This window comes from Streptomyces sp. NPDC050703 (genome assembly GCF_040654435.1).
In the GTDB taxonomy this organism is placed as follows: Bacteria; Actinomycetota; Actinomycetes; order Streptomycetales; family Streptomycetaceae; genus Streptomyces.
In genome coordinates, this window is record NZ_JBFAHX010000067.1 from 21,690 (window position 1) to 32,555 (window position 10,866).

Genomic DNA, 10,866 nt, shown 5'->3' on the forward strand with positions numbered 1-10,866 from the left:
GACTGGGTTGCGATGGGGCGCTGAGGTCGGCCCGCGAGGTCACCCGGCGAGGAGGAAGGTCACTCCCGGTGCGGTTCCTCGGTCGGTGCGGAGAAGAGCGCCACGTCCGCGGCACCCCGCACGACCTCCTCGCACAGCCGGGTGAGCGAGGTGCGCTGGGAACGGGCGCGGCGGCGCAACCGGTCGAAGGCGGCCTCCGGTGCGATGTCCAGCCGGGCTCCGAGGGCGCCCTTGGCCTGTTCGATTGCGATACGGCTGTTCAGCGCGGTGTGCAACTGGCCCACGCGCTCCGCCTGCTCGTGCGCGAGGCGCTGGTGCAGGATGCCGATGGCCGCCGCGTCGGCCAGCGACTGGGCCAGGGTCAGGTCGGGCCCGGTCAGGCCGTCGCTACGGGTGTGCAGGGCGTTCAGCGCCCCGATCACGTCCTCCCGCAGGCGCAGCGGCAGCGCGGCGACCGTCGCGAACCCGGCGGCGCGGGCCGCCGCGGTGAAGCGGGGCCAGCGGTCGAGGGCCGCGGTGAGGGTGAGGTCCACCGGACCGACCTGCTCAGCCGTGCCGCAGCAGTCGTGGCACGGGCCTTCGCCGCACTCCGTCTGCAACTCCTCCAGTCGGTGGGCGGCGTCGGAGGAGGCGGTGACGTCCACCAAGCGGCCCAGGCCGTCGATCATCACCACACCTGACGCTTCCACGCCCAGCAAGTCGGTCACATGGTCGCTCAGTACGTGCAGGAAATCGACCAGGCGGAAGCCGTCCGCGAGAGTGTCCGCCAGCTCCACGAACGCCCGGGCCAACCGTTCTTCCCGCTCCGGTTGCGCCATCGCGATCACCGTGTCCCATCGGTCGGGTACCGCCGTCGTTGTTCCTCGACCCGTGCCGAGGGGCGTGGCCCTGCGGCCATTGTGGAGCCTGCCCCGCCGCACCGGAACGGTTTCTGCCGGATTCGGCCGACGGCCGACCGCACGAGTGACACGGGGCCGTGCCGTCGGTGCCCCGGCCCGGCCGCACCCGACCCGTCCGCGCCTCGGCGGCCAGGAGGGGTACACGGGTACGCGTACGACGAAGGCACGAGATCCGATCATCGCCCCCGAGGAGCACCATGACCCAGCCGTCCGCCGCCGCCTGCGGGGCCCCTGGCCCCGACGAGCACCCGACCATGGCCGACCGCGGCTGGCTCGCCGTCGCCTGCCGGCTCGCCGCCGAGCATCCGGCGGCGGGGAACGGACTCTCCGCGGGCGTGGTCGTCGTCGCCGACGACGGCACGGAGCTGGCACGCGGCCACTCCGGCGAGGGCTCGCCCGTGCACGCCGAGCAGGCCGCGTTCGGCACGCTCACCGCCGCGGAGACCCGGTTGAGCGGGGCGACGGTGTACAGCTCGCTCGCGCCGTGTGCCCGGCGCCCCGGTGGCGTGCGCCCGTGTGCCGAGCTGATCCGGGACTCCGGGGTACGGCGCGTGGTGACCGCCCTGCGCGACCCCGAGGGGGCCGTGTCCGCGGGCGACGGTGCGGGGCTCCTGGAGTCCGCGGGCATCACCGTGATCGAACTGCCCGAGTACGGGCGCGCCGCCATGAAGCCCAACCGGCGTACGCCGTGAACCACGGGCGCCGCTGTCCCAGCAGCCGGACGGCTCCGCCGCACGGGCGTGTTCTCCTGCACGATGCCCGAATGGACAATGCGCGTCGGATCGTCAGCTCGGGGTCACCGCTCGAACCGCGGATCGGGTTCTCCCGCGCGGTGCGGACAGGGCCCCACGTCGTCGTCGCGGGGACGGCGCCCATCGGTGAGGACGGCTCCACCGTGGGGCCGGGTGACGTCTACGCCCAGACGGTGCGGTGCCTGGACATCGCCGAGCGGGCGCTGCGGGACGCGGGGGCGTCGGTCGGGGACGTCGTCCGCACCCGCCTCCTGCTGACCGACGTGACGCGGTGGGAGGAGGCCGCGCGGGCGCACGGCGAGCGGTTCGCCGCGGTGCGGCCCGCCTGCACGGTCGTCGAGGTGTCCCGTTTCATCGACCCCGCCTGGCTGGTCGAGGTGGAGGTCGACGCGGTGATCGGCCGGGAGACGGGCGAGTAGGACACGGGGTGTTCCGGCCGCGGGTCTCCCGGCCGCGCCGCGGGTACCGGCGGCCGGGACCGCCGCCTCATGCCCGTCATGCCCGTCAGCCTGACATGGCGTCACGGGCACTTCGCCCGGCTTCCTCGGCCACGCGCTGCAGCCGGTCCCTGTGGTCCGCCCGACGTGGTCAGAGCGGTGTCAGCGGGCCACGGGAGACTTCCGCCGACGGACACGGCCGGCGGTACACGGGTGCGGCCGGCGGTGAGACAGGGGGACGGGAGACCATGAGGCGAAGAACGAGCGGGGGGCTGCTGGCCGCGGCCACGGCCGCGACGGCCCTGGCGGGCACGGCGGGGGTGGCGGGCCCGGCGGCCGGCACCGCGCACGCGGCGGGCCCGGCCGCGGCGTGCGTCATGCGGGAGAACAGCCCGCACACGGACTGGACCGGGATGACCTGGGACGCGGACATGATGTGCGACAACGCGCCCGGCGACGTCCACCTGCAGTCGTTCGCCGACAGCCCCGTGGTCGGCCGGATGGTGACCACCAGGAGCTGGTTCGTCTGCTGGAAGGTCGGCGACCCCCACGCCGGGGGCAACGACATCTGGTACTACACCCAGGGCGACGAGGTCGTCTCCCGGCCCACCGCGCAGGCCTGGGGCTACATGCCCGCCGTGCGGCTGGAGACCTCGCAGGACCCCGAGCCCGGCCTGCCCAAATGTTCCTGGGGATGAGGGGACACAGAAGTGACGAGGGGGATACGGGGATGACGAGGGGGATACGGGGATGAAGACTCGGTCACCGGTCACGACCGGGCGGCGGCGTGCCCTCGGGGCGCTGCTCGCGGGCGCGGCGGTCTCGATGTGCCTGCCCGCCGCCGGTACGGCCACCGCCGCGGCCCGCGCGGACGCCGCGGCTCCGGTCTGCCACGTCCGCGAGGGCGTACAGCACACCGACATCAAGGGCCACACGTACACCAAGGACCTCTACTGCGAGAACGCCGTCGCCGACGTCTTCGCGACGCCGGAGGTGTACGGCACGGTCATCGCCAAGCTGAAGACGTCCCCCAGCTGGTTCGTGTGCTGGGAGAGCGGCGACCTGCATCAGGGCGGCAACCGCATCTGGTACTACACGCAGGGCGACGAGATCCTCAACTGGCCGCTGTGGAAGGGCTGGGGCTACGTGCCCGCGTTCCGCATCGAGACGGAGCCCGACCCCTTCCCCGGCCTGCCGGCCTGCCTGCCCGGCTGAGGCCCCCGGCCCGTTCGGCCCGGTCCGTCCACCCAGCCCGCCCACCTGCCCGGCACCACCCTGCCCGGCCACCGACATCTGGAGTGAACTCGTGGCGATCCTCGAAAAGACGCGCGGCGTACGCACCGCCGCCTGCGCCCTCGTCCTCGCGGCCGCCGCCCTGTGGCCCGCGGCCCCGGCCTCGGCGGCGGCTCCCGCCCCGGCGGCCGACGCGAGCTGCGCCCTGCGGCCCGGCGTCACCCACACGGACACCCTGGGCAACACCTTCACCGGCGATCTGTACTGCACCAACGCCCCGGGCGACCTCTACGGACGCCCGGCCTTCGACGCCCCCGTGACCGGACGGCTGAAGACGACCCAGAGCTGGTTCGTCTGCTACTCGATCGGTGAGGCGCACAAGGGCGGCAACAACGTCTGGTACTACACGCAGGGCGACGAGACCGTGGAACTGCCGGGCATCAGGGCCTGGGGCAACATCCCCGCCAGCAGCGTGCTGACCAGCACCGACCCCTTCCCCGGGCTGCCCCGCTGCCCCTGGCACTGAGAGCCCGGGGTCCGCCTCGGGGCGGCGGTGGGCGGCGTACCGGCCGCCGTCGACCGCCACCCTGCCGGCGGGGGCCTGATCACCTAGACTCGGCCAATGGCCAAGTACTTCGACGTGCACCCCGACAATCCCCAGCGGCGCAGCATCACCACCGTGGTCGACAGCATCCGCTCCGGCGCGCTCATCGCGTATCCGACGGACTCCTGTTACGCGCTGGGCTGCCAGCTCGGCAGCCGCGAGGGCCTCGGCCGCATCCGGACGATCCGTCAGCTCGACGAGCGCCACCACTTCACGCTCATGTGCCAGAACTTCGCGCAGCTCGGCCAGTTCGTGCACCTCGACAACGACGTGTTCCGCGCCATCAAGGCCGCCACCCCCGGCCGCTACACCTTCATCCTGCCCGCGAGCAGGGAGGTGCCCCGGCAGCTCCTGCACCCGAAGAAGAAGACCGTCGGGGTCCGCATCCCGGACCACACCGTCACCCAGGCACTCCTCGCCGAGCTGGGCGAACCGCTGCTGTCCAGCACCCTCCTCCTGCCCGACGAGGAGGAGCCGCTCACGCAGGGCTGGGACATCAAGGAGCGGCTCGACCACGTCGTGGACGCCGTGATCGACTCCGGGGACTGCGGCACCGAGCCCACCACGGTCATCGACTTCTCCGACGGCGAGGCCGAGATCGTCCGCCGCGGGGCCGGGGACACGTCCCGCTTCGAGTAGCCCCTCGCGCGGTTCAGCGGCGGCGCCGGCGCTGCGGGGTCCAGCCGGCGCCCAGGCCGGCGAGGTGCAGCGCCAGCACGGTCAGACCGAGCAGCATCAGGCTGGTGGTGCCGAAGAAGATGTTGGTCGAGGTCTCGGTGATGTGGAGAATCCAGGCCAGGCCGAACACGACGGCAGCGCCGACAGCGAGCACGGTGACTCCTTCGGGAGGGCGCGGAACGACGCCGCGCGGCGGTGCGGGGGGTGGCTCACTGGCCGGATTCCCCGCGAAGGTCCGTCCATGCGCGCCGCCCGCGCGCACCGTCCGTCGGCACGGTCCGTCCGCGCTCCCGGCGCCTTCCGGCCTGTGATCTTCATCGCTGCGCCGTCGCGCCCCGACCGTTCGCGGGCGTGCCACAGCGCCGGTGGGACACCGCTTCCACGACCGTACGGAACACGCGGGACCACTCCCCCTCGTCCGCCGTCTCCGGGGGCGGGCATCGCCTCACCGGATGGAGCGCGTTACTGTCACCGAACCGCCCGGGGAGCCGCCGTCACCACTGCCGTGGCGCCGGTTGACCAGCGGGGCCGGTACCACGCGACCATGGAGACTCATTGACGGACGACCAGCAGGTGCACCGACCCGAGGGCGAGCCGTCCTCCCCTCTCGGCCCGGAGACGCGGCGGCTCGCGGCCCAGGCGGCGGAGCTGCGGCGGCAGGTGGCACGGCTGGAGGTGCAGGTGCGCTCCCGCCCCAAGATCGCGCTGGCCGAGGGCGTACTGGTGGAGCGGTACGGCCTGCCGGACACCGAGGCGGCGTTCTCGCTGATGCGCCAGGCGTCGCAGCGGGCCAACATCAAACTGCACCAGGTGGCCGTCGCGGTGGCCCGTACGTCGGGCCCGAAGCCCGGTGCCGAGACCTGGTTCGAGCCGCGGCCACCGGAGCCCGCCCCGTTCCTCGGCGCGCTCGGTTCCCGCACCCTCGACGCGGGGAACCAGGGAGAGGTGCTCGGCAGCGCCCTGAGCCGCGTGCTCGACATCACCGGCACCGACATGGGCAACGTCCAGCTGGTCGAGGACACCACCCTGCGCATGGAGAAGCACACCGGTCTGAACCAGGAGTTCACCGACTTCTTCGCGTTCGTCGACGGGGGCACCTCGTGCTCACGCGCCGCCATCGCCAGTAGCCAGGTCACCGTCAAGGACGTGGCGGTCTCCCGCGGTTTCGACGACCTCTCGCGCCGCGTGATCCTCTCGGCCGGCAGCCGTGCCTGCCACAGCGTGCCGCTGGTCGACGGCTCTGACACCGTGCACGGCGTCATCTCCTCGCACCATGCCCGCCCCCTGATCGGCTTCACCCGCGCACAGCTGCGGGCGCTGCACGAGACCAGCCGTGCCACGGGAGCGTGGATCGACTGGCACCGGCGCACCGTCCTGCCGCGGGCGCTGGAGGATCTGCACCGGCTCGCTCTCGCCCGGCACGCCTGAGCGCGCCCACCCGCGGCGCCCCTCACCGGCGGTTCCTCGCGGAATCTTCACGTCGACAGGCTGTTCCCCTCCGTTCGGGCGGGCACCCGCAAGGGGTCCTCGACGGAAAGGGGAGCGACATGATCATGGTCGCCGTCCTGCTCCTGCCGGGTCTGGCGCTGCTGCTCCTCCTGATGGTGCGGCTGGAGGACCGGCTGCTGGCCCCAGGGCCCCGGCCCCGCCCGGCCCGGCACGCACGCCGGCACCACCTCCGCCTGATCCGCGGCGGCGGCGAGGTGCGGGCGGAACCGGAGAGCCGGCACATCCGGCCGGCCCGGCCGCGGGAGAGAAAGGCCGCTTGAACGGAGCCCGCGGTCCCCTCGACGCGGGTTCCGCTGCCGGGGCCGCGTCGCCGGGAATTCCGGGACGGCGGCGCGGCGTGAAAGTCTGTGGTCATGACGACGAATGACTACGACCGCGTACGTGCGGGGATCGAAGCCATGACGGCATACATCTCCGGCGAACCAGCGATGGACGAGTACATCGCGGAGATACGCGCGAAGGACGGCAATCTCGACCAACTCGCCGACAGCGCCACCGCGTTGTGTGCCGCCCTGCTCTTCCAGATCGCCGGAATGACCGGGAAGACACAGCACGAAGTGCTGCAGGAACTGGCCCACGGGCTGAACCGGAGCGAGGCGGAGCAGCGGGGGTGACCGCGCACACCGCTCCTCGGGACGCGGCGTGGGCCCTGCGGCGCACCGCCCTGCGCCGTACGCCCGTATCGATGTGGAACGAAGACGTCTCCGACTGGGCCGCGGCCCTGACGTACTACGCGATCCTGGCCCTGCTCCCCGCGCTCCTCGTCACCGTCAGCCTCATCAGCCTGGTCAGCCCGGCCACCACGGAGGCGCTGATAGCCGAGGTGACGGACTGGGCCCCCGCGCAGTCGGGGCGCGCCCTGCACGCGACGCTCAGCGACATGGCGGACGCGCGGTCGGCGGCGCTGACCGTGGTGGTGGCGGGGGCGGTCAGCGCGGTGTGGTCGGCGTCCAGTTACTCGGCCGTCTTCCGGCGTGCGCTGCACGCGATGCACGGGGTGCCCGACTGCCGGCCCGTCTGGCGCAAGGCGCACCGGGTGCTGATGACCGCGGTCACGCTGCTCGCGCTGCTCGTCGCGAGCCCGCTCCTGCTGGTGCTCAGCGGTCCGCTCGCCGAGGGGGTGGGCCGGCGCATCGGGGTCGGTGACGCGGGACAGACGGCGTGGGGGCTCCTGAAGTGGCCCGCCCTGCTCTGCCTGGTGGCGCTGCTCGTCCTCGTCCTGTTCCGCAACGCGCCGCCGACCGCCCGCGGCTGGCGCCGCAGCCTGCCGGGTGGTGTGCTGGCGGCGCTGCTGTGGCTGGTGTCGTCGGCGCTGTTCACCTGGTACGCGTCGGGGTTCGGCAGCTACGGCAAGCTCTACGGTTCGCTCGCGGGCGTCGTGGTCTTCCTGGTGTGGCTGTGGGTGTCCAACCTGGCGCTGCTCGCCGGTGCGCAGTACACGGTGGAGCTGGCCCGGGTGCGGGCCGCCGCGCGGTGACCGTGCGCGCCGCCGCGGGTCAGGCCGCCCCGTCGTACGGGGTGACGCGGCGGTAGGCGGCCCGCGCGTAGAGCAGCCGGCCCGTGGCCGTGCCGATGAGGGCCGCCGCGAGCAGGCAGGCCATCCAGCCGGGGTCGCGGTGCCCCGCCCAGGAGATCTCCCCCGTGGGGTGGGTGGCGAACACGTTCAGGAGGGCCCAGCAGAGCAGCGCGGTGCCCGGTGCCGCGGCGAACCGGCCGAACATTCCCAGGGCCCCGGCGAGCAGGGAGAGCGCGGCCAGCGCGAAGCCGGTGCGGTCGAGGGCGCCGAGCAGGTCGAACACGCCGATCAGCGCGAAGGAGCCCCAGGAGGCGGCCGTCCAGACGAAGGGGGTGGCCAGGGGCTCGGGGACCGGCCTCGCGCCCCTCGCGATGTGCCGCCACTCCACCGGGCCCCCGGCGTGATACCGCCACTGCGTCATCGTCGACTCCTCCCCGCCACCGGGCGCGGGTGCGCCACCGCACCCGGGCCCGCCCCGGCTTCTCGCTCGTGCGGCACGACCACCGCACCGGACCGGAGCCACGGTCCGCGATCCGGTCAGCAGATTGTCGCACCACATCCGAGGGGTGCGTTCCGCTCCGCGGTGCCCGCCGTCCGGCCCGGCCGGTCCCGCGGTCAGCCCTGGGTCAGGCGGCCGATCTCCCGCGGGTCGAGGCCCGTGAGCTGCGCGATGCGGGGCGCGGGGATTCCGGCGGTCAGGGCGCGGTGGACGAGTGACTCCCGCTCCCGCGTGGTGTCCCTGAAGTCCAGCAGCTCGGACTCGATGTCCGTCACGGACCGGGGCGCGCAGGCCTGCTGGACCCGGATGGTCTCCTCGGGGCTCAGTGGCACCGGCAGCCGCTCGGCGTCCTCCGGGATGATCGCCTCCGTCTCCGCGGGGAGGATGCGGACGAGCTCCGACGAGGCCGACACCCCGTGGGCGTGCAGCCATCCCTGGACCGCGGGGGTCTCACGGCACTCCAGCTCGCCCACCGCGGCGAAGGGCGCCCCGATCAGGGGGTGGCGTGCGGGCAGCAGAAACAGGCAGGCGTCGTCGGCCATGGCGGCGGAACCGTTCTCTCATCGTAGGTCAGCGGCGTCTGATGCTAACGCCGCCGGGTGCCGCGGATGACCCTCTCCCCGGCCTCTCCTGACACCTGCCCGGAGGGGGCGGTGTTGCACCGATCGGCTGGTGCGGCGCATCAGGTGGCCGGGGCCGGGTATCGGAGCGGGGAAGCGGACCAGAGAGGCAGGCACTTGATGTTCCCTTCGCAGGACGTAGTCAAGCTGATCCTCAAGGACCACCGGATCGCGGAGGATCTGCTGCGGCAGTTACGGCACGGCGGTCCTTCCGGCCGCCGTCACGCGCTGCGGGAGTTCGTCCGGCTGTACGTGGCCCACGTACGGGCCGAGGAGGCGGAGGTCTATCCCGCGCTCAAGCGGTGCGCGGGCATCGACGACGACCAGATCCAGCGCGGCCTCGACCACCACGACGAGGGGATCGAGGCGCTGCTCGATCTGCTGGAGGCCGACGAGCGGAGCCCCTGCGCCTGGGACGCCCGGCTCGACGAGCTGGTCGCCGCGGTGACGGACTACGCGGACGAGACGGAGCGGACGCTGCTGGCCGATGCCCGCGAGCGGGTCACCCCGGCGGGCCGCACCCGCCTCGGCGCCGCGTTCGCGAGGGAGCGCGCCGAGCAACTGCGCGCGTGCCGCGGCGACATGGACGACGTACGACGCATGGCGCACGGCTGATCACCGGCTCGGCAGGCGGGGTCCCGCGGCCCGAAGCGCGCCGCCACCACGCGTGCCGGGCCCTTGTCGAAGGTGGAGGCAGAGATGGCACGGACACGGCGAACGGCACGCGCACCTCGCCACGAGGGCGCGTCGGGGGTCACCGGTGAGGCCGGGGAGCGCAGAGCGCCGCTGTCGACGCCTGCACGCGTGACCGCGATGCTCGTCGCCTTCGCCGGCATGGTGGCCTTCGCGGTGGTGCTGGCCCGGCTGACGCTGGAGCCGTCGGCGGCCTCCGAGGCCCTGACGCACAGCAACTTCACGCCGGGCGACTCCATACGGGACTACCTGGCGCAGCCGGGCTTCCGTGACACGGTCAAGCAGATCGGCGGCAACATCCTGCTCGGGGTGCCGTTCGGCATGCTGCTGCCCGTGCTCCTCCCCCGCACCCGCGGCCTGCTCCGGGTGGCGCTCGCCACGGCGCTGACCATGGTCCTCGTCGAACTGGCGCAGGGCGCCTTCGTGACGGGCAGGACCTTCGACATCGACGACGTCATCCTCAACACCACGGGCGCGCTGCTCGGTTACCTCCTCCTGGGGCGCAGGCTCGGCCGGGCCGTGCATCCCCGGCGGCACCACTGGTGGCACCGCTTCACCAGGCGCGAGGCCCGAAAGGGGCGGTGAATTCACCTCCGCCTCGGAAGTGAAATGTCACCCAATGCGTTTATTCGCCGCGCATATGGTTACACGGTGTAGCGGAAGCCTCGCACGAGGGAGTCTTCGCGGAAGGGCAGGCACATGTCCGTAAGCATGCTGGCCATCCTGGGCGCGGCCGTGGCGATCATCACTGCGCTGCTGCTCGCCCGCCCGCTGAACCAGACGAGTACCGACGACCTCCGGCGCCGCTTCGGTCCCGAGTTCGACCGCGCGGTGGCGGAGCACCACGGGGACATGGCTGCCGCCGAGCGGGAGCTCAGTGAACGCCTGCGGCGCTTCGGCGGCCTGCGCGTCAAGGGGCTGAGCACGCCCGCACGTGAGCGGTACCGCTCCGAATGGGCCGAGCTGCAGAAACAATTCATCGACGCTCCTGGGCAGACGGTGGCGCGGGCCAACGCCCTGCTCAACCGGCTGGCCGTGGAGCGCGGCTTCCCCGCGGAGTCCCGTGAGCGGCAGGCCGACGCCCTCTCCCTGCACTGCCCGCGGTACGCCCACGGCAGCCGCGAGCTCCACGAGGCGGCGCGGCGCGCGGCGGCGGGCGAGACCGGCGCGGAGGCCCTGCGGCACGCGATGCTCGCCGGGCACGACCTCTTCCTCGAACTGCTGACGCCCCGCCCGCAGGACCGCAGGGCCGACGCGCTGACCGGTCACGCGCGACCGCACCGCCGCCCCTTCGGCCTGCCGTCCCAGCGGTCGGCGCACCCCACCCGCCACTGACGAGCCGTCATACCGGCACGCTCCCGCGCGCGGGGGAGGCTTGCTAGATCCAGCTGTCCACGCGCACGGTGCCCTCGTCGGTCCGCGTACC

The 10,866-nt window shown here is 73.2% G+C and carries 17 protein-coding genes; 13 read left to right on the forward strand and 4 right to left on the reverse strand.

Annotation, left to right across the window (positions count from 1 at the left end; genetic code table 11):
- Positions 1–59: 59 nt before the first annotated feature.
- Positions 60–818: a GAF and ANTAR domain-containing protein gene (locus AB0I16_RS34175; RefSeq protein WP_363253568.1), complete on the reverse strand. Its 759-nt coding sequence runs from the start codon at positions 816–818 to the stop codon at positions 60–62.
- A 278-nt stretch (positions 819–1,096) separates the two neighbouring features.
- Between AB0I16_RS34175 and AB0I16_RS34180 the strand changes: the two genes are divergently transcribed.
- The 6 genes from AB0I16_RS34180 to AB0I16_RS34205 all read left to right on the forward strand — a co-directional run bounded on the left by AB0I16_RS34180 (position 1,097) and on the right by AB0I16_RS34205 (position 4,564).
- Positions 1,097–1,591, forward strand: coding sequence for a hypothetical protein (locus tag AB0I16_RS34180; protein WP_363253569.1), 495 nt, complete (start codon positions 1,097–1,099; stop codon positions 1,589–1,591).
- A gap of 71 nt (positions 1,592–1,662) precedes the next feature.
- Entirely contained in the window at positions 1,663–2,070 is a 408-nt protein-coding gene (locus AB0I16_RS34185) for a RidA family protein (RefSeq protein ID WP_363253570.1), read from the forward strand.
- A gap of 266 nt (positions 2,071–2,336) precedes the next feature.
- Positions 2,337–2,786 carry a hypothetical protein gene (locus AB0I16_RS34190; protein ID WP_363253571.1) on the forward strand — a complete coding sequence of 150 codons (450 nt, stop codon included), beginning with the start codon at positions 2,337–2,339 and terminating at the stop codon, positions 2,784–2,786.
- A gap of 52 nt (positions 2,787–2,838) precedes the next feature.
- A complete protein-coding gene (locus AB0I16_RS34195) occupies positions 2,839–3,303 on the forward strand; it encodes a hypothetical protein (RefSeq protein ID WP_363253572.1) in 465 nt (154 codons plus the stop codon).
- A gap of 91 nt (positions 3,304–3,394) precedes the next feature.
- Positions 3,395–3,847, forward strand: coding sequence for a hypothetical protein (locus AB0I16_RS34200; protein WP_363253573.1), 453 nt, complete (start codon positions 3,395–3,397; stop codon positions 3,845–3,847).
- A gap of 96 nt (positions 3,848–3,943) precedes the next feature.
- Positions 3,944–4,564: an L-threonylcarbamoyladenylate synthase gene (locus tag AB0I16_RS34205; RefSeq protein ID WP_363253574.1), complete on the forward strand. Its 621-nt coding sequence runs from the start codon at positions 3,944–3,946 to the stop codon at positions 4,562–4,564.
- 13 nt (positions 4,565–4,577) lie between these two features.
- On the opposite strand, the gene AB0I16_RS34210 is transcribed toward AB0I16_RS34205, so the two are convergent.
- Complete coding sequence (locus AB0I16_RS34210) at positions 4,578–4,757, reverse strand: hypothetical protein (protein ID WP_363253575.1); 180 nt, start codon at positions 4,755–4,757, stop codon at positions 4,578–4,580.
- A 401-nt stretch (positions 4,758–5,158) separates the two neighbouring features.
- Here AB0I16_RS34210 and AB0I16_RS34215 point away from each other — a divergent pair, with 401 nt between their 5' ends.
- The 4 genes from AB0I16_RS34215 to AB0I16_RS34230 all read left to right on the forward strand — a co-directional run bounded on the left by AB0I16_RS34215 (position 5,159) and on the right by AB0I16_RS34230 (position 7,589).
- Positions 5,159–6,031, forward strand: a complete 873-nt coding sequence (locus AB0I16_RS34215) for an ANTAR domain-containing protein (RefSeq protein ID WP_363253576.1) — start codon at positions 5,159–5,161, stop codon at positions 6,029–6,031.
- A gap of 119 nt (positions 6,032–6,150) precedes the next feature.
- Positions 6,151–6,372 carry a hypothetical protein gene (locus tag AB0I16_RS34220; protein ID WP_363253577.1) on the forward strand — a complete coding sequence of 74 codons (222 nt, stop codon included), beginning with the start codon at positions 6,151–6,153 and terminating at the stop codon, positions 6,370–6,372.
- 93 nt (positions 6,373–6,465) lie between these two features.
- Complete coding sequence (locus AB0I16_RS34225; protein ID WP_363253578.1) at positions 6,466–6,726, forward strand: hypothetical protein; 261 nt, start codon at positions 6,466–6,468, stop codon at positions 6,724–6,726.
- Positions 6,723–7,589 (forward strand): YihY/virulence factor BrkB family protein, encoded by an 867-nt coding sequence (locus AB0I16_RS34230; RefSeq protein ID WP_363253579.1) that lies wholly within the window; start codon positions 6,723–6,725, stop codon positions 7,587–7,589. The genes AB0I16_RS34225 and AB0I16_RS34230 overlap by 4 nt, the downstream gene beginning before the upstream one ends.
- 19 nt (positions 7,590–7,608) lie before the next feature.
- Here the strand turns inward: AB0I16_RS34230 and AB0I16_RS34235 are convergent, their stop codons facing one another.
- Both AB0I16_RS34235 and AB0I16_RS34240 read right to left on the reverse strand, forming a co-directional pair.
- Positions 7,609–8,049 carry a hypothetical protein gene (locus AB0I16_RS34235; RefSeq protein WP_363253580.1) on the reverse strand — a complete coding sequence of 147 codons (441 nt, stop codon included), beginning with the start codon at positions 8,047–8,049 and terminating at the stop codon, positions 7,609–7,611.
- A gap of 194 nt (positions 8,050–8,243) precedes the next feature.
- Positions 8,244–8,669, reverse strand: coding sequence for a DUF6003 family protein (locus AB0I16_RS34240; RefSeq protein ID WP_363253581.1), 426 nt, complete (start codon positions 8,667–8,669; stop codon positions 8,244–8,246).
- 198 nt (positions 8,670–8,867) lie between these two features.
- Here AB0I16_RS34240 and AB0I16_RS34245 point away from each other — a divergent pair, with 198 nt between their 5' ends.
- From AB0I16_RS34245 to AB0I16_RS34255, 3 genes are all read left to right on the forward strand, one after another.
- A complete protein-coding gene (locus tag AB0I16_RS34245; protein ID WP_363253582.1) occupies positions 8,868–9,362 on the forward strand; it encodes a hemerythrin domain-containing protein in 495 nt (164 codons plus the stop codon).
- An 84-nt stretch (positions 9,363–9,446) separates the two neighbouring features.
- Positions 9,447–10,025, forward strand: a complete 579-nt coding sequence (locus tag AB0I16_RS34250; RefSeq protein WP_363253583.1) for a VanZ family protein — start codon at positions 9,447–9,449, stop codon at positions 10,023–10,025.
- Between the two features lie 114 nt (positions 10,026–10,139).
- Positions 10,140–10,775 (forward strand): hypothetical protein, encoded by a 636-nt coding sequence (locus tag AB0I16_RS34255; RefSeq protein ID WP_363253584.1) that lies wholly within the window; start codon positions 10,140–10,142, stop codon positions 10,773–10,775.
- The last annotated feature ends 91 nt before the right edge of the window (positions 10,776–10,866 follow it).